General features: G+C 72.2%; 24 protein-coding genes and 1 tRNA gene. 10 read left to right on the top strand and 15 right to left on the bottom strand.

What is annotated here, in order from left to right; translation table 11 throughout:
* Window positions 1-106 precede the first annotated feature (106 nt).
* From N3K63_RS04825 to N3K63_RS04810, 4 genes are read left to right on the top strand one after another with little or no spacing between them, the layout of a single operon-like run.
* On the top strand, window positions 107-1,132 hold the full coding sequence (locus tag N3K63_RS04825) for a zinc-dependent alcohol dehydrogenase (RefSeq protein ID WP_261578855.1): 1,026 nt from the start codon (window positions 107-109) through the stop codon (window positions 1,130-1,132).
* On the top strand, window positions 1,129-1,887 hold the full coding sequence (locus tag N3K63_RS04820) for an SDR family oxidoreductase (RefSeq protein ID WP_261578854.1): 759 nt from the start codon (window positions 1,129-1,131) through the stop codon (window positions 1,885-1,887). The genes N3K63_RS04825 and N3K63_RS04820 overlap by 4 nt, the downstream gene beginning before the upstream one ends.
* A 32-nt stretch (window positions 1,888-1,919) precedes the next feature.
* On the top strand, window positions 1,920-2,771 hold the full coding sequence (locus N3K63_RS04815) for a fumarylacetoacetate hydrolase family protein (protein ID WP_261578853.1): 852 nt from the start codon (window positions 1,920-1,922) through the stop codon (window positions 2,769-2,771).
* A complete protein-coding gene (locus N3K63_RS04810; RefSeq protein WP_261578852.1) occupies window positions 2,768-3,520 on the top strand; it encodes an SDR family NAD(P)-dependent oxidoreductase in 753 nt (250 codons plus the stop codon). Before N3K63_RS04815 ends, N3K63_RS04810 begins: the two co-directional genes overlap by 4 nt.
* Window positions 3,521-3,827: 307 nt before the next feature.
* Here the strand turns inward: N3K63_RS04810 and N3K63_RS04805 are convergent, their stop codons facing one another.
* Genes N3K63_RS04805 through dnaK form a run of 4 tightly spaced genes read right to left on the bottom strand, consistent with a single transcriptional unit; the run spans window position 3,828 to window position 7,749 of the window.
* Window positions 3,828-4,253 carry a heat shock protein transcriptional repressor HspR gene (locus N3K63_RS04805; protein WP_261578851.1) on the bottom strand — a complete coding sequence of 142 codons (426 nt, stop codon included), beginning with the start codon at window positions 4,251-4,253 and terminating at the stop codon, window positions 3,828-3,830.
* A 12-nt stretch (window positions 4,254-4,265) separates the two neighbouring features.
* Window positions 4,266-5,264, bottom strand: a complete 999-nt coding sequence (locus N3K63_RS04800) for a DnaJ C-terminal domain-containing protein (RefSeq protein ID WP_261578850.1) — start codon at window positions 5,262-5,264, stop codon at window positions 4,266-4,268.
* Window positions 5,265-5,276: 12 nt separating this feature from the next.
* Window positions 5,277-5,876 carry a nucleotide exchange factor GrpE gene (locus N3K63_RS04795; protein ID WP_261578849.1) on the bottom strand — a complete coding sequence of 200 codons (600 nt, stop codon included), beginning with the start codon at window positions 5,874-5,876 and terminating at the stop codon, window positions 5,277-5,279.
* 10 nt (window positions 5,877-5,886) lie between these two features.
* Entirely contained in the window at window positions 5,887-7,749 is a 1,863-nt protein-coding gene (dnaK, locus tag N3K63_RS04790; protein WP_261578848.1) for a molecular chaperone DnaK, read from the bottom strand.
* A 216-nt stretch (window positions 7,750-7,965) separates the two neighbouring features.
* Between dnaK and N3K63_RS04785 the strand changes: the two genes are divergently transcribed.
* Window positions 7,966-9,396: an MFS transporter gene (locus tag N3K63_RS04785; protein WP_261578847.1), complete on the top strand. Its 1,431-nt coding sequence runs from the start codon at window positions 7,966-7,968 to the stop codon at window positions 9,394-9,396.
* Window positions 9,397-9,408: 12 nt separating this feature from the next.
* Complete coding sequence (locus N3K63_RS04780) at window positions 9,409-9,849, top strand: hypothetical protein (protein WP_261578846.1); 441 nt, start codon at window positions 9,409-9,411, stop codon at window positions 9,847-9,849.
* Between the two features lie 49 nt (window positions 9,850-9,898).
* Here N3K63_RS04780 and N3K63_RS04775 read toward each other — a convergent pair whose 3' ends face one another.
* The 4 genes from N3K63_RS04775 to N3K63_RS04760 all read right to left on the bottom strand — a co-directional run bounded on the left by N3K63_RS04775 (window position 9,899) and on the right by N3K63_RS04760 (window position 14,471).
* Entirely contained in the window at window positions 9,899-10,897 is a 999-nt protein-coding gene (locus N3K63_RS04775) for a hypothetical protein (RefSeq protein ID WP_261578845.1), read from the bottom strand.
* 41 nt (window positions 10,898-10,938) lie between these two features.
* The gene (locus tag N3K63_RS04770) at window positions 10,939-11,916 is read right to left on the bottom strand and encodes an alpha/beta hydrolase (RefSeq protein ID WP_261578844.1); all 978 of its coding nucleotides are present in this window, start codon (window positions 11,914-11,916) and stop codon (window positions 10,939-10,941) included.
* Window positions 11,917-12,082: 166 nt separating this feature from the next.
* Window positions 12,083-13,759, bottom strand: a complete 1,677-nt coding sequence (locus N3K63_RS04765) for a BCCT family transporter (RefSeq protein WP_390895020.1) — start codon at window positions 13,757-13,759, stop codon at window positions 12,083-12,085.
* Window positions 13,760-13,844: 85 nt separating this feature from the next.
* A complete protein-coding gene (locus N3K63_RS04760; protein WP_261578843.1) occupies window positions 13,845-14,471 on the bottom strand; it encodes a MarR family winged helix-turn-helix transcriptional regulator in 627 nt (208 codons plus the stop codon).
* 116 nt (window positions 14,472-14,587) lie between these two features.
* Between N3K63_RS04760 and N3K63_RS04755 the strand changes: the two genes are divergently transcribed.
* Both N3K63_RS04755 and N3K63_RS04750 read left to right on the top strand, forming a co-directional pair.
* On the top strand, window positions 14,588-15,364 hold the full coding sequence (locus N3K63_RS04755; RefSeq protein ID WP_261578842.1) for a MarR family winged helix-turn-helix transcriptional regulator: 777 nt from the start codon (window positions 14,588-14,590) through the stop codon (window positions 15,362-15,364).
* A 114-nt stretch (window positions 15,365-15,478) separates the two neighbouring features.
* Complete coding sequence (locus N3K63_RS04750) at window positions 15,479-16,372, top strand: hypothetical protein (RefSeq protein WP_261578841.1); 894 nt, start codon at window positions 15,479-15,481, stop codon at window positions 16,370-16,372.
* A gap of 391 nt (window positions 16,373-16,763) precedes the next feature.
* On the opposite strand, the gene N3K63_RS04745 is transcribed toward N3K63_RS04750, so the two are convergent.
* The 5 genes from N3K63_RS04745 to N3K63_RS04725 all read right to left on the bottom strand — a co-directional run bounded on the left by N3K63_RS04745 (window position 16,764) and on the right by N3K63_RS04725 (window position 19,548).
* Window positions 16,764-17,186 (bottom strand): organic hydroperoxide resistance protein, encoded by a 423-nt coding sequence (locus N3K63_RS04745; protein WP_261578840.1) that lies wholly within the window; start codon window positions 17,184-17,186, stop codon window positions 16,764-16,766.
* A 50-nt stretch (window positions 17,187-17,236) separates the two neighbouring features.
* On the bottom strand, window positions 17,237-17,662 hold the full coding sequence (locus tag N3K63_RS04740) for a MarR family winged helix-turn-helix transcriptional regulator (RefSeq protein WP_261578839.1): 426 nt from the start codon (window positions 17,660-17,662) through the stop codon (window positions 17,237-17,239).
* A 76-nt stretch (window positions 17,663-17,738) separates the two neighbouring features.
* A complete protein-coding gene (dcd, locus tag N3K63_RS04735; protein WP_261578838.1) occupies window positions 17,739-18,344 on the bottom strand; it encodes a dCTP deaminase in 606 nt (201 codons plus the stop codon).
* A gap of 38 nt (window positions 18,345-18,382) precedes the next feature.
* Window positions 18,383-18,958, bottom strand: a complete 576-nt coding sequence (locus tag N3K63_RS04730) for a dihydrofolate reductase family protein (protein WP_261578837.1) — start codon at window positions 18,956-18,958, stop codon at window positions 18,383-18,385.
* Window positions 18,955-19,548, bottom strand: coding sequence for a TetR/AcrR family transcriptional regulator (locus tag N3K63_RS04725; RefSeq protein WP_261578836.1), 594 nt, complete (start codon window positions 19,546-19,548; stop codon window positions 18,955-18,957). Before N3K63_RS04725 ends, N3K63_RS04730 begins: the two co-directional genes overlap by 4 nt.
* 101 nt (window positions 19,549-19,649) lie before the next feature.
* On the opposite strand from N3K63_RS04725, the gene N3K63_RS04720 reads away from it, so the two are divergent.
* Together N3K63_RS04720 and N3K63_RS04715 are read left to right on the top strand one after the other, a co-directional pair.
* Complete coding sequence (locus N3K63_RS04720) at window positions 19,650-20,156, top strand: alpha/beta fold hydrolase (RefSeq protein WP_261578835.1); 507 nt, start codon at window positions 19,650-19,652, stop codon at window positions 20,154-20,156.
* A 97-nt stretch (window positions 20,157-20,253) separates the two neighbouring features.
* Window positions 20,254-20,327 (top strand) — tRNA-Gly (locus tag N3K63_RS04715).
* Between the two features lie 89 nt (window positions 20,328-20,416).
* Here N3K63_RS04715 and N3K63_RS04710 read toward each other — a convergent pair.
* Both N3K63_RS04710 and N3K63_RS04705 read right to left on the bottom strand, forming a co-directional pair.
* A complete protein-coding gene (locus tag N3K63_RS04710; protein ID WP_261578834.1) occupies window positions 20,417-20,704 on the bottom strand; it encodes a hypothetical protein in 288 nt (95 codons plus the stop codon).
* A gap of 40 nt (window positions 20,705-20,744) precedes the next feature.
* Window positions 20,745-23,168: a beta-galactosidase gene (locus tag N3K63_RS04705; RefSeq protein ID WP_261578833.1), complete on the bottom strand. Its 2,424-nt coding sequence runs from the start codon at window positions 23,166-23,168 to the stop codon at window positions 20,745-20,747.
* Between the last annotated feature and the right edge of the window lie 96 nt (window positions 23,169-23,264).

The raw sequence follows: 23,264 nt of genomic DNA, 5'->3' as shown, positions 1-23,264 counted from the left end.
GCGTCTGATTGTAGGGCGTTCATTAGATGAATCAAGCCGATTGCCGCCGGGAGGGCTCGTAGTGCATGATTGTGCGAGGATTCATCCGATGTTTGAGAGGCCGTCAATGCGGACAGCAACGTACGTGGGAGACCACACCATCGAGATCGTCGATGCTGTTCCGGCCGCGCCCGCGCCCGGAACGGTGCAGATCGCCGTCGCCTACACGGGCCTGTGCGGCACCGACCTGCACATCCTCCACGGCCACATGGACGCCCGGGTGAGCCGGCCGCTCGTGTTCGGCCACGAGATGAGCGGCACGATCGCCGCCCTCGGCGAGCGTGTGGCGGGCTGGGCGGTCGGCGACGGCGTCACGGTGATGCCGCTGGCCTGGGACGGCACCTGCCCGGCCTGCCGCGCCGGCAACGAGCACATCTGCCAGCACCTCGACTTCATCGGCATCGACTCGCCCGGCTCGCTGCAGGAGCTGTGGAACGTGCCCGCCGAGACCCTGGTGCGCCTGCCCGACGGCGTGCGCCTCGACCACGCGGCCCTCGTCGAGCCGGTGGCCGTCGCCGTGCACGACGTGCGGCGCTCCGAGCTGCAGCCCGGCGACACGGCCGTGGTCATCGGCGGCGGGCCCATCGGCGTTCTCATCGCCACCGTCGCACGTCACTTCGGCGCGGAGGTGGTGGTGATCGAACTCGACGCCCAGCGGCGCGCCCAGATCGAGGCGCTGGGCTTCGCGACGCTCGACCCGCGCGCGAGCGACCAGGTCGCCTGGGTGGAGCAGTGGACGCACGGCGCCGGCGCCGACGTGGTCTTCGAGGTGTCGGGCGCGGCGGCGGCCGTGCGGGGGGCCACCGCCCTGGCCAAGGTGCGCGGCACCATCGTGGTCGTCGCGATCCACCCGACCCCGCGCGAGATCGACCTGCAGCGGGTGTTCTGGCGCGAGCTGCGCCTGCTGGGCGCGCGCGTCTACCAGCGCGCCGACTTCGAGACGGCCGTCGAGCTCGTCGCCGAGGGTGTGATCCCCGCCGACACGCTCATCACCCGCGTCGTGCCGCTCGCCCAGACCCAGACCGCGTTCGCCGACCTCGAAGCCGGCCGGGCCATGAAGATCCTCGTCGACGTGGCCGGAGCGGGCCGATGAGCACGCTGTTCGACCTCACCGGCACCACCGCCGTCGTCACCGGGGCGCGGCGCGGCATCGGCTTCGCCATGGCATCCGCCCTCGCCGGCGCCGGTGCCGACATCATCGGCGTGAGCGCTTCGCAGCAGCGCTCGGGCAGCGAGATCGAGCGCGTCATCACCGCCGCGGGCCGCTCGTTCGAGGGGTTCGCGTGCGACTTCGCCGACCCGGATGCCGTGGAGTCGCTCGGCGCGGAGCTCGCCGGGCGCGGGGTCGACATCCTCGTCAACAACGCCGGCACGATCGAGCGGGCGCCCGCCGCCGAGCATCCGCTCGCCCTGTGGGACCGCGTCATCGATGTGAACCTCTCCAGCCAGTTCCGTCTGACGCAGGCCCTGGCCCGCACCATGCTGGAGCGGGGGCGCGGCAAGGTGATCTTCACGGCGTCGCTGCTGAGCTTCCAGGGCGGCATCAACGTGCCCGGCTATGCGGCGGCGAAGTCGGGCATCGCCGGGCTCACCCGCGCCCTGTCGAACGAGTGGGCCGCACAGGGCGTGACCGTCAACGCGATCGCGCCGGGCTACATCGCCACCGACAACACCGAGGCGCTGCGCGCCGACCCCGACCGCTCGCGCGCCATCCTCGACCGCATCCCCGCCGGCCGGTGGGGCGCCGCGGGCGACCTGGCGGGAGCGACCGTGTTCCTCGCCTCCGCGGCATCCGACTACGTCTCGGGTGTCGTGCTGCCCGTCGACGGCGGCTGGCTCGGCCGCTGACCCCCGAATCCCATTCCACCGAAGGAGACACCATGACACTCGGACGCCTCGGCCCCGTCGGCCACGAGACCCCCGTTCTGCACCACGGCGACGCCGTCTACGACCTGCGCGGGCTGACCGCCGACATCGACGGCGCCTTCCTCGCCGCAGACGGCGCCGCCCGTGCGCGCGCGGCCGCCGACGCCGGCGACCTGCCGCTGCTCGACGGGGCCGCGCAGCTGCGCGTCGGCGCACCGATCGCGCCGCCCACGAAGATCGTCTGCATCGGCCTGAACTACCGCGACCACGCCGAGGAGACCGGCGCGGCCATCCCCGGCGAGCCCGTCGTGTTCATGAAGGACCCGTCGACCATCGTCGGGCCGTTCGACCAGGTGCTCATCCCCCGCAACTCGACCAAGACCGACTGGGAGGTGGAGCTCGGCGTCGTCATCGGCCGCACCGCGCGCTACCTCGACTCCCCCGAAGACGCCGCCGCGCACATCGCCGGCTACGTGCTCTCGCACGACGTGTCGGAGCGCGAGTTCCAGCTCGAACGCGGCGGGCAGTGGGACAAGGGCAAGAGCTGCGAGACGTTCAACCCGCTGGGCCCCGTGCTCGTGCCGGCATCCGACGTCGCCGACGTGCAGCAGCTCGGGCTGCGCCTGTGGGTGAACGGGCAGCTGCGTCAGGACGGGTCGACGGCCACCCAGATCTTCTCGGTCGCCCACGTGGTCTGGTACCTGTCGCAGTTCATGGTGCTGCGCCCCGGCGACCTCATCAACACCGGCACCCCCGCCGGCGTCGCGCTCGGTCTTCCCGGCACGCCGTACCTGCGGGCGGGCGATGTCGTCGAGCTCGAGATCGACGGCCTGGGCCGTGCGCGCCAGGAGCTGGTGCAGGCATGACCGGCGCGTTCGACGGGCTGGTCGCGGCCGTCACCGGCGGCGCGTCGGGCATCGGCCTGGCCACCGCCCGAGCGTTCGCCGACGCCGGGGCGACCGTGGTCGTGCTCGACATCAACGCCGACGGGGTGCCGCAGCCGCTGCACGGCATCGCCGCGAACGTGCGCGACCGCGCCTCGCTCGTGGCCGCGATGGCCGAGATCGCCGAGCGCTTCGGCGGCCTCGACATCCTCGTCAACAACGCCGGCGTCAGCGCGATCGGCACGGTCGAAGAGCAGGGCGACGACGACTGGGCGCGCGTGCTCGACATCAACGTCACCGGCATGGCGCGCACCTCCGCCGCGGCGCTGCCGCTGCTGCGGGCCTCCGAGAACGCCGCGATCGTCAACCTCTGCTCGATCGCCGCGCTCAACGGACTGCCGCAGCGGGCGCTGTACTCGGCGACCAAGGGCGCCGTGATGGCGCTGACCTACGCGATGGCCACCGACCACGTGCGCGAGGGCGTGCGCGTGAACGCGGTGAGCCCCGGAACGGTCGCGACCCCCTTCGTCGAGAAGTTCCTCACCCAGTTCGCCGACCCGGTCACCGAGCGCGCCGCCCTCGATGCCCGTCAGGCCACCGGCCGCATGGTCACCCCCGAAGAGGTCGCCGGCGCGATCCTCTACCTCGCCGCCCCGACGTCGCGCTCGACCACCGGCACGGTGCTCGAGGTCGACGGCGGCATGACCCACGTGCGGGTGCGCCAGAGCTGACCCCCGGATGCCGGACGTCGCGCGCCAGCCCGCCGTCCGGCATCCGCACGTCTGTCTCATTTCGGGGTCGCCAGCGACCGGCTCGTGCGGCCCGAGCCCGCCGCTCGCGACCCCGAATCAGGCGGGCTCTCGCCCCGCGGGCATGAGGGGTCGCCAACGACCGGATGCCACGGCCCGAACCCGCAGCTCGCGACCCCGAATCAGACGGGCTCTCGCCCCGCGGGCATGAGGGGTCCCCACCGACCGGATGCCACAGCCCGAGCCCGCAGCTCGCGACCCCGAATCAGGGGCCACACGCCACCGGGGCTCAGTCGCCGGCGGGCGGGCGCCAGACCACGACCTCGGTCGCGCGGCGCACGCGGGTGCCCTGGCGCAGGGTGACCACCGAGCCCGAGGCGCCGGCGGCGAAGACGCGGGAGCGGCTGTCCATCTCTTCGCGCAGGCGCTGTTCGAGGTCGCGCACCTGGCCGCGCAGCATCCGCACCGAGTTCTCGAGCTCGATGATGCGCGAGATCGCCGGCAGGCTCATGCCCTCTGCCGACAGGGCCGCCACCTCGCGCAGCTGCTTGACGTGGCGCAGCGCGTAGCGGCGTGATCCACCCTGGGTGCGGGCGGGCACCACGAGCCCCAGCCGGTCGTACTGGCGCAGGGTCTGCGGGTGCATGCCGGCCAGCTCGGCGGCCACGGCGATCGCGAAGATCGGGGCCTCCTCGTCGAGGGGTTCCTCCGGCATCGTGCTCGCCTCCTACTCGCCGCGGGCCTTGGCCATCAGGTCGGCGCGGGGGTTCTCCTTCGGCTCCAGGTCGTGGAACCGCTCGAGCGCCTCGCGCGCCCGGTCGTCGAGGTGGGTGGGCACGGCCACCTGCACCTCGGCGAGCAGGTCGCCGGTGCCCTTCGACGACTCGACGCCGCGTCCCTTGACGCGCAGCACACGGCCCGACGGGGTGCCGGGGGCAACGCGCAGCTTGACGACGTCGCCGCCGAGGGTGGGCACCTCGATGGTGGCACCCAGCGCCGCCTCGGTGAAGGTGACCGGCACGGTGACGCGCAGGTTCTGTCCGTCGCGGGTGAACACCGGATGCGGTCGCACCGTGACGGCCACGACGATGTCGCCGGCCTCGCCGCCGTCGGGGGACGGGCGGCCGCGTCCGCGCAGGCGGATCTTCTGACCGTCGGAAACCCCCGCGGGGATCTTCACCTTGAACGGCTTGCCGTCTTCGCCGGCGAGGGTGATGGTGTCGCCGCGCACGGCGGTCTGGAAGTCCAGCGTCGTGCGCGCGGTGACGTCAGTGCCGCGCTGCGGTCCGCCGAAGCCCTGGTACCCGCCCGAGGGCTGGCCGAACCGGCCGGAGCCGAACCGTCCGCCACCGGACTGCTGGCCGAACATCGCGAAGATGTCGTCGAAGTCGGCGCCCTGGGTGCCGCGGGCGCCCCCGCTGCTGAAGCGGCTGAAGACGTCTTCGAAGCCGCCGCCGGTGCCGCCCGGCGCCGTGAAGCGCGCGTTGCCGGCGCCCATCGCGCGGATCTGGTCGTACTCCTCGCGCTGCTCCTTGTCGGAGAGCACGGCGTACGCCTCGCTGATCTCCTTGAACTTCGCTTCCTTGGCCGGGTCTCCCTGTGTGGAGTCCGGGTGGTAGGTGCGCGCGAGCTTGCGATACGTCTTCTTCAGGTCGGCGGCAGAGATGTCCTTGGACACCCCGAGCACTTTGTAGAAGTCCTTGTCGAACCAGTCCTGACTGGCCATGTCGTCCTCCGCTTACTCTGCCGGCACGGCGACGACGACCTTCGCGGGACGCAGTTCGATCGTGCCGAGTCGGTAGCCGACCTCGACGACCTCGATGATCGCCGCGGCCTGCACGCCGGGAGTCGGCACCTGGAAGATCGCCTCGTGCTGCTGCGGGTCGAACGCGTCGCCGGCCGCACCGTAGATCTCCACGCCCATACGGCTCACCACGCCGCGGAGCTTGTCGGCGATCGCCGCGAGGGGCGAGCCCTCCGACAGGTCGCCGTGCTTCTCGGCACGGTCGAGGTCGTCGAGCACGGGCAGCAGGCCCTTGGCGACCGAGCCCTTGGCACGCTCGATCTCCACCTCGCGCTGCTCCTCGGTGCGCCGCCGGTAGTTGGCGTACTCGGCCTGCAGACGCTTCAGGTCCAGCAGCAGGTCGTGGTCTTCGGCCGGCGCATCGGCGACGGCGGCATCGTCGGACTGCGTCGCACCGAGGATGTCCTCGATGGTCAGCTCGTCCGCTGCGGCTGCGGTGCCCTCCTGCGGGTCGGGGTCGGAGGCGAAAGCCTCCGACCCCTTCTCGCCGAGGACCTCGTCGCCGTCTTCGGGCTGGAAGTCCTTGTCGCTCATGTGTCGATTCTTACTTCTTGTCGTCTTCGTCGTCGACGACCTCGGCGTCGATGACGTCCTCGTCAGAGGATGCGGGCTGCTCACCGGCCGGCTGCTCACCGGCATCCGGGGTCTGCTCGGACTGCGACGATGCGTAGATCGCCTCGCCGAGCTTGCCCTGCGATGCGTTGAGCTTGTCGAACGCGGTCTTCACGGCGTCGTCGTCATCCCCGGCCAGAGCGGTCTTGAGGGCGTCGACGTCGCCCTGCACCTCGGACTTGACGTCCTCGGGCAGCTTGTCGGCGTTGTCGGCGATGAGCTTCTCGATCGAGTACGAGAGCGTCTCGGCCTGGTTGCGCACCTCGGCGGCCTCGCGGCGCTTCTTGTCCTCGGCGGCGTGCTCCTCGGCCTCGCGCACCATGCGCTCGATGTCGTCCTTCGGCAGCGACGAGCCGCCGGTGATCGTCATCGACTGCTCCTTGCCGGTGCCCTTGTCCTTGGCGGACACGTGCACGATGCCGTTGGCGTCGATGTCGAAGGTGACCTCGACCTGCGGGATGCCACGGGGGGCCGGCGCGATGCCGGTGAGCTCGAACGTGCCCAGCGGCTTGTTGTCGCGGGTGAAGTCGCGCTCGCCCTGGAAGACCTGGATGGCCACCGACGGCTGGTTGTCGTCGGCGGTGGTGAAGGTCTCGCTGCGCTTGGTCGGGATGGCCGTGTTGCGCTCGATGAGCTTGGTCATGATGCCGCCCTTGGTCTCGATGCCGAGGCTCAGGGGGGTGACGTCGATGAGCAGCACGTCCTTGCGCTCACCCTTGAGGACACCGGCCTGCAGGGCGGCGCCGACGGCGACGACCTCGTCCGGGTTGACGCCCTTGTTGGGCTCCTTGCCGGCTTCCTTCTTGACGAGCTCGCTCACGGCGGGCATGCGGGTGGAACCACCCACGAGCACCACATGGTCGATGTCGCCGACCTTGATGCCGGCCTCGCGGATGACGTCCTCGAACGGCTTCTTGGTGCGGTCGAGCAGGTCCTTGGTGAGGTCCTCGAACTTGGCGCGCGACAGCGTCTCGCTCAGCGACACGGGGCCCGAGTCGGTCAGCGACAGGTAGGGCAGGTTGATCGAGGTCGACTGCGAGCTGGAGAGCTCCTTCTTCGCCTGCTCCGCGGCCTCCTTGAGGCGCTGCAGGGCGATCTTGTCGCCCGAGACGTCGACACCGGTGGTGTCCTTGAACTGCTTGATCAGGTAGTCGACGACGCGCTGGTCCCAGTCGTCGCCACCGAGGCGGTTGTCACCGGCGGTGGAGCGCACCTGGATGGTCGAGAAGTCGTCGTCCTTGCCCACCTCGAGCAGGGACACGTCGAACGTGCCGCCACCGAGGTCGAAGACGAGGATGAGCTCGTCCTCCTTGCCCTTGTCGAGGCCGTAGGCCAGAGCTGCGGCGGTGGGCTCGTTGATGATGCGCAGCACGTTGAGGCCCGCGATCTCACCGGCCTCCTTGGTGGCCTGACGCTCGGCGTCGTTGAAGTAGGCGGGGACGGTGATGACGGCGTCCGTCACGGTGTCGCCCAGGTACTGCTCGGCGTCGCGCTTCAGCTTCTGCAGGATGCGCGCCGAGATCTCCTGCGGCGTGTAGGCCTTGCCGTCGATGGCCTGGGTCTTCCAGTCGGTGCCCATGTGGCGCTTGACCGACGTGAGGGTGCGGTCGACGTTGGTGACGGCCTGGCGCTTGGCGGTCTCGCCGACGAGCACCTCACCGTCCTTGGTGAATGCGACGACCGAGGGGGTCGTGCGGAAGCCTTCGGCGTTGGCGATGACCTTCGGCTCGCCGCCTTCGAGGACAGAGACGACCGAGTTGGTCGTTCCGAGGTCGATACCCACTGCACGTGCCATGTGTTTCTCCTTCTATGGGGTGCGGATCAATGAAACCTTCGAGCGGGAAGTTGAGACTTGAGTCTGCGAGGCTCAACTTGGCTCGCGGACCACGATAACGAACCGTCGGCGTGATGTCAAACGAACTTGATACGACTCATATCAAGTTTCCAGGATGCCGCGCCGCGGCCGCGTGGCGGCACCGCGCGTTCACCGAAGGGTCCTACCGTGACGAGCATGACTGCCAGCCCGTCCCCGACCCCGCCCGTCCCCTCGGACTCCCGGGCGCTGGGAGCCATCGGCGAGCTCTTCCAAGACACCGCCGCCGACCGCGTCGTGCCGCGCCGCCAGGTGCGCTCGTGGGCGATGTGGGACTGGGCGACCCAGCCGTTCAACTCCGTCATCCTGACGTTCGTCTTCGTCTCGCTGTTCCTCGTCTCCGACAACTTCCTGCCTGCCGAGATCGCGGCGCTGCCGAAGGACGACCCGATCAAGGAGCGCGCGCTGGCCGAGCTCAGCAGCGGCTACGGGCTGGTCTCGGCGCTGGCCGGCGTGCTGATCCTGCTGATCGCCCCGGTGCTCGGTCAGGTGGCCGACCGCACCGGCCGCAAGAAGCGGTGGCTGCTGGTGACCACCGTGGCCCTGGCCCTCGTGCAGTTCAGCCTCTTCTTCGTCTTCGCCGATCCCGCCTACTTCTGGTTCGGCGCGATCGCCGTCTCGCTGGGCGCGGTGGTCTCCGAGGTCGCCGGCGTCAACTACAACGCGCTGCTGGTGAGCGTGTCGACCCCGCGCACCGTCGGCCGCGTGAGCGGGCTGGGCTGGGGCCTCGGCTACATCGGCGGCATCCTGGCCCTCGGCATCGTCGTCGCGCTGACCTTCGCCGACTGGTTCGGCATGGATACCTCGGATGGGCTCGCCTACCGGCTCATCGCCGTCGGCTGCGGCGTCTGGACGATCGTCTTCGCCATCCCGCTGTTCCGCAACGTGCCCGAGCCCCCGGCGCGCCTGGGCGTCGCACGCACCGGGTTCTTCGGCGCCTACGCGCAGCTCGTGCGCGACATCGTCGCCCTCTTCCGCGAGCACCGCCCCACGTTCTGGTTCCTCGCCGCCAGCGCGGTCTACCGCGACGGACTCGCGGGCGTGTTCGCGTTCGGCGGCGTGCTGGCCTCCGTCGCCTTCGCGTTCACCGACAACGAGGTGATGATCTTCGGCATCGTCGCCAACCTCGTGGCGGGCATCTCGACGATCATCGCCGGGCGCCTCGACGACCGGTTCGGCGCCCGCGCCGTGATCGTCACCTCGCTGACGGGCCTCGTCGTCATCGCGCTGGCCGTCTTCTTCCTGCACGACGCCGGCAAGGCGCCGTTCTGGGTGGGCGGCCTGATCCTGTGCGCGTTCGTCGGGCCGGCACAGGCGGCATCCCGCTCGCTGCTGGCACGGGTGACCCCCGAGGGCATGCAGGGCGAGATCTTCGGGCTCTACGCGACCACCGGGCGCGTGGCGAGCTTCATCGCCCCCGCCATGTGGGCGCTGTTCATCGCCGCCTTCGGCGCGACCTACTGGGGCATCCTCGGCATCGCGATCGTGCTGCTGGTCGGGCTCGTGCTGCTGCTGTTCGTGCGCCTGCCTCCGCACACCCGCACGGATGCCGATGCCGCCACGCCCTGACCGCGTGCGGGCATGCCTACGCTGGAGGCGATGAACAACGCCTGCGCCGACCTCGCCGATGCCATCGACCGCCTCGCGACACGGGGCCACTCCGACCGCCGGTTCCTGAAGGAGCTCGGCCGGGCCGGCGGCGTGCGCCGCGGGCTGCTGTGGGTGACCGATGCCGCCTCGGGCGGCAGCAACCGGCTGCGGGGTCGCGGGTTCCGCCCCGCGCTCGACGACGACACCGACGGGCAGGCGCGGCACTTCGCCGGCACGGTGGCGGTGGCCACGCGCACCGGCGGCCGGGTGGCGCGCTGGCTGACCACCACGGTGCTGCGTGATCCCCCCGACACCGCCGACGGCCGGCTGAGCGCCGAGGCGATCGAGTTCGTGCGGCTCGTGCGCGCCGGCGAGCTGGCACAGGCCGACGCCGCCGACTGGGTGCGCGCGAACCTCTGCGCCGGCGGCTGAGCGCGCCGGTCGGCGCGCGGTCGCCGCGGCGCGCGGCCGGTCGACGCGGTCAGTCGGCGAGGCGGGCGAGCAGCCGCGCCGCGCCGTAACGCAGGCGCCCCGTCGCCGACCGCGGGTCGTAGCCGAGGGCGCGCGTGAGCGACTCGTGCCGTGACTGCACGCTGGAGTGGTGCAGCGACAGCGCGGATGCCGCGGCGCGCACGCTCTCCGCCTCCGCGAGCGCATCGAGCAGCGCGAGGGTGTGGGCGTCGAGGGCGCGCAGCCGCACCACGTCGGGGTGGTCGCCGCGCGCCGGATCGTGGGCGCGCACCAGCAGCATCAGGGCGCCGAGCGCGTCGGCATCGACGATCGGATGCCGCGCGTCGGTGAGCCGCAATGCGATCAGCGCATCCGCCCAGGCCGCCGCGAGCCGCATCGGGTCGGCGGCCAGCGCGTGCCCGGCCGGTCCGGCGGCGGGCGCCGTGTGCGCCGCGCCGAGCACGGCCCGCACCGGTCCGCGCGGGGTGGCGACCAGCGCGGTGCGCCCCTGCGGCGGAGCGGGCGCCTCGGCGGGGGCCGCGACCACCCGCACCGGGTCGCCGGGGCTCAGCTGCAGCCGGGCGGCGGCGGCCGCGCGCTGCGCGTCGTCGCGGGTCGGGTCGAGCAGCACCTCGAGGGCCGCTTCCGGCTGCTCGCGGCGGCGGTCGACGATGTCGACGGCCAGCGCGAGGCGATCGAGGATCATCGCGTCGTTCGCGTGCGCGGCGCCGTCGCGCTCGAGCCACACGGTGCGCTCCGGCGCCGCGAGCGTCGGCCAGCCGGGGTCGGCTCCGGCGGGATCGGCTCCGGCGGGATCGGCGACACCGGTGCGCCGGCCGTCGGCATCCACGCGGATGCGCCGCCGGGGAGTGCTCACCCCGGCGGCGCACCCGCCGAGCACGGCGGCGGCGCGCACGAGCGCCTCGACGCCCGCGCCGCCGGCCACGAGCGCATCGAAGTACGAGATGACCTTGAGTGAGTCGCTGGCCGCGGGGTCGAGTGCGGTCAGGCGTCCGACCAGATCCTGCATGGCCCCTCCTCTTGCCGCCTCATCCTAGGCGCGCAACGGGTTCAGTCGGCGAGGATCCGCGCCACCCAGTTGTCGCGCGCGGCGATCATCTGCTGCGACAGCGCCGCCTGCGGGGCGAACCCCTCGAAGGCGTGGAATCCGCCCGGCCACACGTGCAGCTCGGCGCTGCCGCCCGCCGCCCAGATGGCGCTGGCGTAGGCGACGTCCTCGTCGCGGAACACCTCGGCGCTGCCGCAGTCGATGAACGCCGGCGGCAGGTTCGCCAGGTCGGTCGCGCGCGCCGGTGCGGCATAGATCGACACATCGGCGGTGCCGCGGCGCTCGCCCAGCAGCGCGCTCCAGCCCGTGACGTTCGAGCCGCGGTCCCAGACGCCGACGCCGTCGATCTGGTGGGTCGAGACCGTCTGGTCGCGGTCGTCGAGCATCGGGTACATGAGCAGCTGGCCGATGAGCGCCGGGCCGCCGCGGTCGCGCGAGAGCAGCGCGGTGCCGGCCGCGAGCCCGCCGCCGGCGCTGCCGCCGACGATCAGCAGGCGGTCGGGGTCGATCCCCAGCTCGTCGGCGTGCGCGGCCGTCCACACCAGGCCGGCGTAGCAGTCCTCGACGGGCGTCGGATCGGGGAACTCGGGGGCCAGCCGGTACTCGACGGTCACCGCGACGCCGTTGTGGCGGTGGAGCCACGGGAACAGCGTCGCCGCTCCCGTCCAGCGGTCGCCGATGATCATGCCGCCGCCGTGGGTGTGGAAGAACCCGGGGCCGGTACCGGTGCGGCCCTTGGCCTGCAGGATGCTCAGCACGATCTCGGCGCCGTCGTAGGAGGCGATCGTCACGTCGCGCGTCTCGATCCCGGCGGCGTCGATGATCTCGTCGATCGACGGCATGCCGGGCAGAGCCTGGGTGCGCATGGGGATGATGTGCTCGGGCAGGATCGTGCTCGGCATCACCCCGGCGAGGGTGAGCAGGGCCGCCTCCAGTTCGGCGTCGAACGGGGGTCGCGGCAGCGCGGACACGTCGGTCATGGGTGAACTCCTTCGTTCGCGTCGGATCGTCCCGACCGCTCCATCGTGCGCGCCGGCGCTCCCCGAATCATCCGCCGGGTGGGCGCCGAATCGCGCCAGCGACCCGCCGACTGGCGGGGTCATCCGGATGCCGGATGGAAGGCGGCGCCGACCGCGCGCGCCCCGGTCAGCCGCGGCGTCGCAGCCACGGCATCCGCACGCCGCGCTCGTTCTCCTCTTCGACGTCGAGACCGTAGTGCTCGCCGATGTAGCCGACGAACTGGGCGCGCTGGGCCTTGTCGTACACCTTGCGTTCGCGGCGGAAGGCGATGACGGTGGCCCAGCAGATGAGCAGCATCACGACGCTGAACGGCAGCGCGATGGTGATGGCCGCGGCCTGCAGGGCCGCGAGGCCGCCGGCGATCATGAGCGCGATGGCCAGCACGGCGGTGGCGAGCGTGAAGAACACGCGCAGCCAGCGGCGCGGCTCCTGGTCGCCGCCGGTGGCGATCATGCCCATCACGAGCGCGCCCGAGTCGGACGAGGTGATGAAGAAGATCGCGATCAGCACGATCGCCCCCACCGTCAGCACGGGGGTGCCGGGCAGGTGGGTGAACAGCTGGAACAGCGCGCCCTGCAGGTCGACCTCGCCCTCGGGCGTGGTCATCGATCCGGGATCGGTGACCTCGAGGTAGATCGCCGAGCCGCCCAGCACCGCGAACCAGAGGATGCCGACGAGGGTCGGCACGATGAGCACGCCCAGCACGAACTGGCGCACGGTGCGCCCGCGGCTCACGCGCGCGATGAAGATGCCGACGAAGGGCGCCCACGAGATCCACCAGCCCCAGTAGAACGACGTCCACGCCGCCTGCCACTCCACGCCCGGCTCGCCCTGGAACGCCGAGACGTTGAAGCTCAGCCCCACGAAGTTCTGGATGTAGCCGCCGATCGACTGCACCCACTCGCGCAGCAGGTACTCGGTGTTGCCGACGACGAGCACGAACACCAGCAGGATCGCGGCGAGGATGAGGTTGGTCGACGACAGCCACTTCATGCCCTTGCCGACGCCGGAGAGCACCGAGGCCAGCACGAACACGGTGATGACGCCGATGATGACGATCTGCCCGACCATGCCCGGCTCGCCGAAGCCGGCGGCATCCATGCCCGACCCGATCTGCATGACGCCCAGCCCCAGCGAGGTGGCGACGCCGAAGATGGTGCCCACCAGCGCGACCACGTCGATCACGTTGCCCCAGAAGCCGCGCACGGCCTTGCCCAGCAGCGGCTCCAGCGCCCACCGGATCGAGATCGGGCGGCGACGCCGGTGGATCGCGTAGGCGAGAGCCAGCCCGATGACCACGTAGATCGCCCACGCCTGCACGCCCCAGTGCAGATAGGTCTGCGTCAGCGCCGACTGGGCGAGCACCGCGTGCGGGCCCTCGACGCCGGGGCGGGGGTCGACGAAGTGGCTGAGCGGCTCGCTCACGCCGTAGAAGACGAGGCCGATGCCCATGCCCGCCGCGAACAGCAGCGAGAACCAGGCGCCGATCGAGAACTCGGGCTCCTCGTCGTCGCGGCCGAGCTTGATGTCGCCGAACCGGCTGAAGCCCATCGCGAGGGCGAACACGACGAACAGCGCGGCGATCAGCACGTAGTACCAGTTGAAGCTGCGGATGATCGTGTCCTGCACGGCCGCGAAGGTGTCCTCCGCGGCATCCGGGAAGATCATCGCGAAGCCCGCCACCACCAGCACGATCACGGCGGCCGGCCAGAACACCCAGCGGGCGATCGGGCGGTGCGCGCCGGGATCGACGGCCCGTTCGTCGTCGCCGGGCACAGTCACGGGAGCAGGCTGGTCGGTCACCCGAACAGGGTAGCGAGCCGGCGCCGGCGGAGTGAGGGGGTTGCGTTGTGCGGGGTCAGCGCTCGGGCCAGGCGGCGGCGAGCTGTCAGCGCTCGGGCCAGGCGGCGGCGAGCTTGGCGAGGAGGCGGGCGAGCTCGCCGCGCTCGGCGTCGGTGAAGCCCTCGAGCGCGGTGGCGACGGCGTCGCGCCGGTCGCCGCGGAAGCCGCGCACCACGCTGCGCCCGCGCTCGGTGAGCACGATGCGGGTGCGGCGGGCGTCGTCGGGGTCGGCCTGACGCTCGACGAGTCCCATCTCCACCGACTGCTGCACGAGGCGCGAGGCGCGCGGCTGGTCGACGCCGACGGCCTCGGCGATCTCGGTGACCGAGAGCGGCGCGGATGCCGCGGCGAGCGCCTCGAGCAGCCGCAGGCGCGCCGGTCCGGCGAAGCGCGCGGCGCCCGGACCCCATCCGCCCCCGGGCACCCACCCCTCGCCCGGGGCGCCGGATCGTCCACCGTGCGGGCCGCCGTGGAAGCCGCCGTGATGCATGCCGTGACCGCGGCGGCCGCCGAGGCCGGGGCCCGGTGATGCTCCGTCGGGTGCGCTGCCGGGATCGCCGGTCGCCCACGGCGGGCGCGGCCCGCGTCGGCCCCGCAGTCGCGCCAGCGCCTGGGCGATCTGCTCCGCCGCCTCGTCGGGGGTGGACGGAGGTGTGGGCGGGGGCGTCGGCATCCTCTCAATTTACATGCGACTTGACATGTACTGGAACTGCATGTCACACTGCATGTAGTTGTCATCTGACATGTAAACCATCAGCGGCCGCTCGGCCGCTCCCGAAAGGACTTCCCATGAACACCGATTCACCTACCCCAGAACCCCGCCCCGACCGTCCGCTCGGCTTCTGGCTGCGCACCGTCGACCACCTGCTGACGGCCGAGTTCGCCACCACGCTCGAGGCCGAGGGCGTCGAGCGCCGCGACTGGATGCTGCTGTCGGCACTGTCGGGCGACATCGTCGACGAGCGGCTCACCGCACTGCTCGCCCGCAAGGGCAAGCGCCTGCAGCGACTCGAAGAGCGCGGCTGGGTCGCTCAGCGCGGCGACGGCACGTGGCACCTGACCGACGAGGGTGCCGCCGCGCACCAGCGCCTCGGCGACATCGTCGCCGGCATCCGCACCCGGGTGGCAGGCGCCGTCTCGCCCGAAGACTTCGCCACGACCCTCGCCTCGCTCGAGGCGATCGCCCGCGAGCTCGGCTGGGACGAGTCGCAGCCGCTCCCCCGCGGTCGCGGCCGCTTCGGCCGCCGCGGCTTCGGTGGCCCCGGCTTCGGAGGCCCCGGCTTCGGTGGCTTCAGCGGCTTCGGGCACCCCGGCATGCGGCACGGCTTCGGCCCGCGATTCCGCGGCGACGCCGACCCGGATGCCGGCAGCGACGAGCACCGCGGCTTCGGCCCGGGCTCAGGCCCCCACGCGGGGCGCGGGTGCCACGGCGAACCGCATCATCACGGCGACCACCGCGGCGACCGCAGCCACCACGGCCACCGGGGCGAGCGGCGCGCGCAGCACGCGTACGAGCGCGGCTTCGACGCCGGCTTCGCCCGCGGGCGTGAGCGCGACGCGAGCTGACGACACCCTCGCTCCCTCCTCGGGGCCCACGGCGGCCGCATCCTCAGCACGGGGATGCGGCCGCCGTCGCGTGCGGGGGCTGCAGACCCGAGCCGATGGGGCATGATGGCCTCGATGGGCACGATCGCCGAAGATCCCGACGCCGAGCTGCGTGCGCTTCGCGAGCGGGCGTACGGGCCGCAACCCGACCTCGACGACGCCGCGCTGGCTCGCCTCCGCGCTCTCGAAGACGAGCGTCGCCGCGCCCTCGGCGCGCAGCTCGCCGCGGGCAGCGAGACCGCGCAGCCGGCAGCGCCGTCGGAGTCTAGCCAGCTGGATCCGAGCCTGTTCGCACCCCGGCTTCCCGAGGTGCCCGCCGCGTCGGCGGCCGCCGCGTTCGCCCCGGTGTTCGCCCGGACGGATGCCGAAACCCCCGACGCTCCCCGCGCCGCCGGGGATCCGGGGACCGCGGGCGATCCGGGCCCCGCCGACGATCCGGGCGCCGCAACCGATCCGCGCGCCGCAGGGAGCCCGACCGCAGCGCCCGCGCGCTGGTGGCGGCTGCCGGTCGCCGTGCCGCTCGTGGCCGGTGCCGCCCTCGTGGCAGCCGGCGCGGCCTTCGGGATCGCCGGCGGCATCTCGTTCGCCGATCGCGCGTCGCATCCGGGTCAGGTCGCCGTTCTCGACCGCGACACCGAGACCGAGTGGCCCGACAACTTCTACAGCGGCGACGACGGCCGGCTGTTCGGCGAGTTCGCGGGCCTGCGGCCGATGATCGTCGCGAACTCCTTCCCCGCCTCGAGCGACGGCACGTGCCTCTATGTGTTCAGCGACCTGCAGTCGATCAACATCCTCGGAGCCGGCTGCACCGCCGGCGAGTTCGCGGCGCGCACCGCCATCGAAGTGACCGAAGACTCGCCCCAGGCCCTCAAGGACCGGTTCCCCGTGGGCACCTCCCTGATGTTCGAGGTCGACGGCGACCGGGTGCGCGTGTACGCCGCCGATCCCCCGCCCACACCCCCCGCCTGACCCCGCCCCGTCGCGAAACTCCTCCAATCCAAGGCCCCCGGCGCCCGAACGCGCGGATTCGGCAGCGACGCGGCCCCGTGTGGAGGAGTTTCGCAGCCCCCCGCCCGCCACCCCCGGCCCGCCCGCGCGGGGCCCCGACCAGCCCCGCGCCCCGCCCCAGCCCGGCGCCCCGCAAACCCGGCGCCCCGGCCAGCCCCGCGCGCCGCCCCGGCCCCGCGCCCCGGCCAGCCCCGCCCCGCCCTGGCCCGGCCCCACCCCCACCGCCCGCCCCACACGCGCGAAACTCCTCCAATCCGAAGCCGACAGCTCCCGAATCGGCAGATCCGGGGCCTCTGCGGCCTGGAATGGAGGAGTTTCGCGACGCACGGCGGCGGAAGCCGCCGCGTGGGGGTCAGTCTTCGACGACGCGGACCACGGTGGGCACGTTGCCGCGGGTGGCGTTGGAGTAGGGGCAGACCTTCTCGGCGGCCTCGGCGAGCGCCTGCGCCTGGTCGTGCGGCAGGTCGGGGATGACGACCTCGAGCTCGATGCTCAGGCCGAAGCCGCCGTCGCCGTTGGGGCCGATGCCGACGCGGGCGCCGACGCTCGACTCCCCGAGCGAGACCTTCTGGGCGCGGGCGACCGACTGCAGGGCGCTGTGGAAGCAGGCGGCGTAGCCGGCGGCGAACAGCACCTCGGGGTTGGGGGCGCCGCCGGCGCCGCCCATCTCCTTGGGGATGCGCACGTCGGTGTCGACGAGGCCGTCGGCGGTGCGCACGTGGCCATTGCGGCCTCCCCCGGTGGCGAGGGCTTCTGCGGTGTAGATGGCGTCCATGGGTGTTCTCCTTGTCTTCGCCGGTTCGCCGGCGACGGGGGTGGGGCGGGTCAGCGCGCGGACTGCAGGCTCTCGGTGAGCCGGTGCAGCGAGTCGCGCAGTTCGACCGCCGAGTCGAGGGTGAAGCCGGTGCAGCGCAGCAGCTCCGACGACACCTCGGTCATCTCGCCGCGCAGCTGCGTGCCGCGCTCGGTGAGGCGCACGGTGACGATGCGCGCGTCGGCGTCCACGCGCTCGCGAACGAGCAGCCCGTCGCGCTCCATGCGGCGCAGCAGCGGCGAGAGCGTGCCGGAGTCGAGGTCGAGGTCGTCGCCGAGCTGCGACACGGTCGCCGGTCCGTCGATCCACAGCTGCACGAGCACGAGGTACTGCGGGTAGGTCAGGTTCCACGGGGCGAGCAGCCGCCGGTACACCTGCGTGGTCGCGCGGCTCGCCTGGTAGAGCGAGAAGCACACGAGTTGATCGACGGCCGCCATATCGAAAGCCTTGCACACAATCTAGTTGTGCACAACCAATCCGGCGGATGCCGTCGGCGATGAGGCGCCGGGGCGCTCAGCGGCCGGGTGCCCCCGCATCCGTGCTGCCGACGTCGGTGCGGTGGAAGTTCTGGAACGAACGCGATGCCGTCGGGCCGCGCTGCCCGTGGTAGCGGTTGAGGTAGGGCCCGGTGCCGTAGGGGTTCTCGGCGGCCGACGACAGCCGGAAGAAGCAGAGCTGACCGATCTTCATGCCGGGCCACAGCTTGATCGGCAGGGTGGCGACGTTGGACAGTTCGAGGGTGACGTGCCCCGAGAATCCCGGATCGATGAACCCGGCGGTGGAGTGGGTGAGCAGTCCCAGGCGCCCGAGCGACGACTTGCCCTCGAGGCGCGCGGCGATGTCGTCGGGCAGGGTGACCTGCTCGAACGTCGAGCCGAGCACGAACTCCCCCGGGTGCAGGATGAACGGCTCGTCGGGCGCGACCTCGATGAGGTGCGTGAGGTCGGGCTGGTCGACGGCCGGGTCGATGAAGGGGTACTTGTGGTTGTCGAACAGCCGGAAGTAGCGGTCGAGTCGCACGTCGACGCTCGAGGGCTGCACCATGGCCGGATCCCACGGGGCGAGCCCGACGCGGCCGTTGTCGATCTCGAGGCGGATGTCGCGGTCACTGAGCAGCACGCGGCCAGCCTACTGGCCGCGTGCGGGCCGGATGCCGCTCAGTGATGACGACGGGGGCGGTAGACGAGCTCCTGCGTGTGCCCGTCGAGGGTGGTGCTCTCGAGCAGCTCGAGGTCGAAGTCGTCGGCGCCGGCGAACACCGGGTCGGTGCCGGTGCGGCCGGAGATCACCGGGAAGATCGTCAGCTGTACGCGGTCGACGAGCCCCGCGGCCATGAGCGCGCGGTTGAGCGACAGGCTGCCGTGGGAGCGCAGCGGCACCGGCGACTGCTCCTTCAGCCGCGCGACGATCTCGACCGCGTCGCCGGCCGCGATGGTCGCGTCGGGCCACGGCACCGGCGCCTGCAGGGTGCGCGAGACCACGGTGGCCGGCAGCGCCTTCATACGCGCGTTGACGGGGTCGTCGGGCGCGTCGTCGCCGACGAGGTACTGCAGGAACTGGCGGAACGTGGTGCCGCCGAGCACGAGTCGCTGGTCGGGTTCGTACTGGGCAGCGCGGCGGGCGAGGAACTGGGGGCCCTGCTTCCCCCAGTAGCCGCCCCAGTCGCCGTCTTCGCTGTACGAGGCGAAGCCGTCGACGGTGGTGAAGACGTCGAAGGTGTAGGTGGCGGTCATGCGCTGATCCTTTCGTCGAGGGTGGTGGGCGCCGGCGGTTCGGGCGGGCGGATGCCGGTGAGCGCGAGCATCAGCGCGGTGGCGGCCTCGGTCGCCTCGGCGCCGGTGAGGTCGCCGGTGATCACGCGGTCGGCGAGTCCGTCGGCGGCGGCGATGAGCTGGCGGGCGGCCGCGGCGGCGGCGTCGCCGCCCAGCCGGCCTTCGAGCGCTCGTGCCAGTTCGCCTTCCTGTCCGCGCTTGGCGCCGCGCAGCAGTTCGGCCAGCTGCGGGTCGGTGACGCTGGCGGCGAGATAGGCGTGCCAGATGATGACACCGTCGCGCTGGAGGCCGGCCACCGGGATCGCGTGGAGGACGAGGTCGAAAGCCGCGGCATCCGTGCCCTTCGTCTCGGCCTCGTAGCGCGCCGCCGATCCGGCGATCATCGCCTGTGCGCTGGCTCGGATGAGCTCGTCCTTCGTGCGGTGGTAGTGCTGCACGAGGCCGAGCGAGACGCCGGCGGCGTCGGCGACCGCGCGGAACGACACGCCCGCGATGCCCCGGGCGAGGATCACCCGCCACACCGCGGCGAGGATGCGTGCCTGCGTCTCCATCGACCCCCCCTTTACAGCCGCCATGCGTGACCATACGCTCGTATTGCCGCGGGGGCAACGGGTGCAGCCGCGGGATCCGGGGGGATGCGATGGCGGTGGGCATGTTCCGTGACGAGGCCGGGCGGCGGCGGTTCGCCCGCGCCTACGAGGCGGCGATGGCCGAGCTGCCGCCGCCGACCGCGACCCGCATGCTGCCCACGGCGTTCGGGCAGGTGCGCGCATATGTCTGGGAGGGGCGACGCGCGGATGCCGTGCCCGTCGTGCTGCATCCGGGTCGCGGCGCGGGGGCGCCGATGTGGGCCGACAACCTGCCGGGGCTGCTCGGCGCGGGGCGCACGGTCGTCGCGTGGGACGCGTTCGGCGACGCCGGCATGTCGCAGCAGTCGGCGGCCCTGCGCAGCGCCGCCGACCAGGCGGCGTGGGTGGATGACGCGCTGGACGCCTTGGGGATGGCGGTCGTGCACGTGGTCGGCCACTCGTTCGGTGCGGCGACGGCGGCCCGTCACGCCTCCGCACCGTGCTGTCTCTGGTCGGGGTCGCGGCGGCGCTGGTCGCTGCCGTCGGGGGCTAGCGGGCGCGACGAACCGCTGCAGGTCGCCTCGGTATGATGGGGGTTCTCACGCTCGGGCGCGAGAACAGATGTCTGTGCACTAACGTGGACATCACGCCTTCACGGCGGTCCGGCCTCGCACATCACGAGGCTTCGGGGCTGTAGTTCAATGGCAGAACTTCTGCTTCCCAAGCAGATAGCGCGGGTTCGATTCCCGTCAGCCCCTCCACTTGCGGCTTCGCCCGCCACCCTCGCTTCGGCAGCGCCCCCACCCGGGACGGCCCCGCAGTCGCGCTGCTCCGGCCGCTCACTCCTGGCCTACAGGTTGGGATTGCGTCCGTGCAGGCGCACCAGCACCGATCGTCTCGGCACGGTGAAGTCCCCGACGGGATCGGCCTCCAGCTCGACGAACACCTCGAATGTTCGCTCCGCGGCATTCTGATGGGCCCACTCCATGACCTCTGCGACGGACGTCGCACCGACCAAGACGTAGGCGTCGAGCAGCCACGCATGGTCGGGGCGTTCTCGATCCCAGAAGTTGACCCGATAGGTCGTGGCATCGCTCTCGAACCGAGGTTCCGCGTGCACAGTGGGGAAGGCGTTCATCCTCGAGCCTTTCGATACGGGGAGACCATGGACGCCACCCTCACCCGAGCGTCACCGTGCGCACCGGGCGCAGCACGGCCGAGCGGATCTCGAGCGTCGGCCCGGCGCCGGTCGGCCGCACGCGCGGGTCGACGTACACGCCGGTGTCCGGCGACCACGCGAAGGCCTTGAGCGTCAGCGGCTGCGTGCGCAGCAGCTCGCGGTAGGGGGCGAGGTCGATCTCGAACGGGCGGCCGTACCAGAACTGGTCGGCGATGAGCCGGTCGCCGATGCAGACGCGCATGACGTCACCCGTCCAGTCGAGGGTGAGGATACTGCGCTCCCCCGTCAACCCGGATGCCGGGACGTCGAGCCGCACGGTCGCCGCGACGGCGAAATCGTCGTCGGTCGGCGCCGAAAGCCGGTCCGACGACCCGCCGCGGCGCACGGGCACCAGCGGTCGGCCTGCGACCTCGCCGACCGGCAGGGCCGTGGCGTCGTCGGCGCCGCGCACGCGGTAGCGGCGGAAGACGGTGCCGACACCGGCGATCTCGTCTGCGGCGCCGTGCAGGGGTGGGGCGGCGTCGACGACGGCATCCGCTGCGGGAACGACGGCGCGGAAGCCGTCGCGATCGAACCAGCCGCCCCCGCGCCAGAGCACGAGCGTGTCGCGCCCGTCGATCTCGCCGCGCCAGACCGACTCGGCGCTGGCCCGGTCGAGGAACACGAGGGTCGTGTCGCCGACGCGCACCTCGCAGTCGAGCCCGGGCGCGGCGATCGGGCTCACCATGAGGTGCGTGCCGTCGTCGCGCACCTCACCGCCGGCGATGTCGGCGACGGCCACACCCTCGAGCTGCAGCTCGACGGGGATGCCGTCACTCGCCGCGAACAGCACGATCGTGCGCCCCTCGACCACGAGCTGGGTGATGGGCTGCGCGGTGACGGTGAGGGCGGGGATGCTGCCGTAGCTCTGGCGCAGCGGCCACACGACGTAGGCGCCGCGGGGCAGGGTGACGGGCCGGGTCGGCACCACGACGGTGCGCTCGGCGAACGCCACCTCGAACCGCACGTCGTCGACGGGCTCGAGGGCGGCGATGGCGGGCTGGTGGTTGTTGGCGAAGAGGAAGCCGCGGGCGCCGTCGCCGCGCACCGCCCAGCGCGGGGCGCCGTCGACGTGCGGCGGGATGATCGCCGGCGCGGTCGCCAGCTGCGCACCGAAGGCGTCGAGCATGAGGTGCTGCTGCCGCAGCTTGTGGAAGTGCGGGCGCTGCGCCCCCACGGCGCCCAGCGGCGCGGCGAAGTCGTAGTCGCGCACGGGGGTGTCGTTGGGGTAGCCGGTGGCGTGCGACTCCTGCGTGGTCGACAGCTCGCCGAGCACCTGCAGACCACCGTGATACATGTAATAGCCCTGCCACGCCGACCCGCTGCCGATCTTGGTGAGCGCCAGCGCCGCGACGTCGTCGGGGTCGACGAGGGGCCGGCGGTGGTATGCGACGGCCATCCCGCCGCCGAGCTCGCACGTCACGAACGGCCACGGGTCATCCGCGCCGCCCGTCGCCTCGGCATCCACGTCGGCAGGCGTCTCACGCAGATCGGCGCCCACGGTGAGGTCGTCGCGCACCGTGTCGAACGCGAAATGACGGATGCCGAAGGCCGGCCACCCGGTCGTCGACTCCTCCCAGAAGCCGTCGGAGTAGCCGGCGTACACCGGGAGCACCCGGCCGCGCGGCAACTCGGCGCCGCCCCAGCCGGTGGCCGTCCAGATGCCGGCGCGCATCCCGACCTCCTCCGCGAGTGCGCGCAGGGTCGCCAGGTGCGGACCGTCGTCGTACAGCTCGTTGTCGACCTGGATGCCGATGATGGGCCCACCGGGGTTCTCGGGCGTGTGGAACAGCCCGCGCACCTGCTCCTCGATGCCCGCATACCAGCGGCGCACCTCGGCGAGGTAGGCCGGGTCGTCGCTGCGATGGCGCACCGGCAGCGCCTGCAGCCAGTCGGGGAACCCGCCGTTGCGCGCCTCGCCGTGCGCCCACGGGCCGATGCGGAGCATCACCTTGAGCCCGATCTCGTCGGCGAGCTGCAGGAAGCGCCGCACGTCGCGATGCCCGTCGAAGCGCAGCCGGCCCTCGATCTCCTCGTGCACGATCCAGAGCATGTAGCCGGCGAGCACGTTGATGCCGCCGGCCTTCATCTTGCGCAGCTCGTGCTCCCAGTTCTCCGGCAGGTCGCGGCTGAAGTGGTACTCGCCCATCACGGGCACCCACGGCGCTCCGTCGAACGTGACGTAGCGGGTGGTCAGCTGCACGCGGTTCGCGGTGGCGTCGTCATCGCCCATGTCGAGGGGCGCCGCGCCGACCGGCGGGGCGGCGGGCACCTCGACCCGCAGCCGCGGGGTGCCCCGGTCGGTCGGGGGCGGGGTGTCGGTCGGGGTGTCGGTGTCGGTCGGGGACGGGGGGCGCTGTTCGCCGTCGAACGGAGTCGTCACACCTCGACGCTACGGGGCCCGGGGGATCCTCGCGAAACCGACCGGATGCGGGAACGCATCAGCGATTCTCTTCTTGCTCGGACGACGGGATGCTCG

It is taken from the genome of Microbacterium festucae, assembly GCF_025421715.1.
Lineage (GTDB): Bacteria > Actinomycetota > Actinomycetes > Actinomycetales > Microbacteriaceae > Microbacterium > Microbacterium festucae.
Note: the sequence above shows the minus strand (reverse complement) of the source record. Positions and strands in the feature narration are given on the sequence as shown.

Bases quoted from the DNA above. Each gene is read 5' to 3' on its own strand.
- N3K63_RS04710 (WP_261578834.1), bottom strand. From the start codon at position 20,704: ATGAACGCCTTCCCCACTGTGCACGCGGAACCTCGGTTCGAGAGCGAT.
- N3K63_RS04825 (WP_261578855.1), top strand. From the start codon at position 107: ATGCGGACAGCAACGTACGTGGGAGACCACACCATCGAGATCGTCGAT.
- N3K63_RS04785 (WP_261578847.1), top strand. From the start codon at position 7,966: ATGACTGCCAGCCCGTCCCCGACCCCGCCCGTCCCCTCGGACTCCCGG.
- N3K63_RS04820 (WP_261578854.1), top strand. From the start codon at position 1,129: ATGAGCACGCTGTTCGACCTCACCGGCACCACCGCCGTCGTCACCGGG.
- dnaK (WP_261578848.1), bottom strand. From the start codon at position 7,749: ATGGCACGTGCAGTGGGTATCGACCTCGGAACGACCAACTCGGTCGTC.
- N3K63_RS04810 (WP_261578852.1), top strand. From the start codon at position 2,768: ATGACCGGCGCGTTCGACGGGCTGGTCGCGGCCGTCACCGGCGGCGCG.
- N3K63_RS04730 (WP_261578837.1), bottom strand. From the start codon at position 18,958: ATGACCGCCACCTACACCTTCGACGTCTTCACCACCGTCGACGGCTTC.
- N3K63_RS04760 (WP_261578843.1), bottom strand. From the start codon at position 14,471: ATGCCGACGCCCCCGCCCACACCTCCGTCCACCCCCGACGAGGCGGCG.
- N3K63_RS04800 (WP_261578850.1), bottom strand. From the start codon at position 5,264: ATGGCCAGTCAGGACTGGTTCGACAAGGACTTCTACAAAGTGCTCGGG.
- N3K63_RS04780 (WP_261578846.1), top strand. From the start codon at position 9,409: ATGCCTACGCTGGAGGCGATGAACAACGCCTGCGCCGACCTCGCCGAT.
- N3K63_RS04805 (WP_261578851.1), bottom strand. From the start codon at position 4,253: ATGCCGGAGGAACCCCTCGACGAGGAGGCCCCGATCTTCGCGATCGCC.
- N3K63_RS04775 (WP_261578845.1), bottom strand. From the start codon at position 10,897: ATGCAGGATCTGGTCGGACGCCTGACCGCACTCGACCCCGCGGCCAGC.
- N3K63_RS04770 (WP_261578844.1), bottom strand. From the start codon at position 11,916: ATGACCGACGTGTCCGCGCTGCCGCGACCCCCGTTCGACGCCGAACTG.
- N3K63_RS04725 (WP_261578836.1), bottom strand. From the start codon at position 19,548: ATGGAGACGCAGGCACGCATCCTCGCCGCGGTGTGGCGGGTGATCCTC.
- N3K63_RS04755 (WP_261578842.1), top strand. From the start codon at position 14,588: ATGAACACCGATTCACCTACCCCAGAACCCCGCCCCGACCGTCCGCTC.
- N3K63_RS04815 (WP_261578853.1), top strand. From the start codon at position 1,920: ATGACACTCGGACGCCTCGGCCCCGTCGGCCACGAGACCCCCGTTCTG.
- N3K63_RS04720 (WP_261578835.1), top strand. From the start codon at position 19,650: ATGTTCCGTGACGAGGCCGGGCGGCGGCGGTTCGCCCGCGCCTACGAG.
- N3K63_RS04750 (WP_261578841.1), top strand. From the start codon at position 15,479: ATGGGCACGATCGCCGAAGATCCCGACGCCGAGCTGCGTGCGCTTCGC.
- N3K63_RS04745 (WP_261578840.1), bottom strand. From the start codon at position 17,186: ATGGACGCCATCTACACCGCAGAAGCCCTCGCCACCGGGGGAGGCCGC.
- N3K63_RS04795 (WP_261578849.1), bottom strand. From the start codon at position 5,876: ATGAGCGACAAGGACTTCCAGCCCGAAGACGGCGACGAGGTCCTCGGC.
- N3K63_RS04740 (WP_261578839.1), bottom strand. From the start codon at position 17,662: ATGGCGGCCGTCGATCAACTCGTGTGCTTCTCGCTCTACCAGGCGAGC.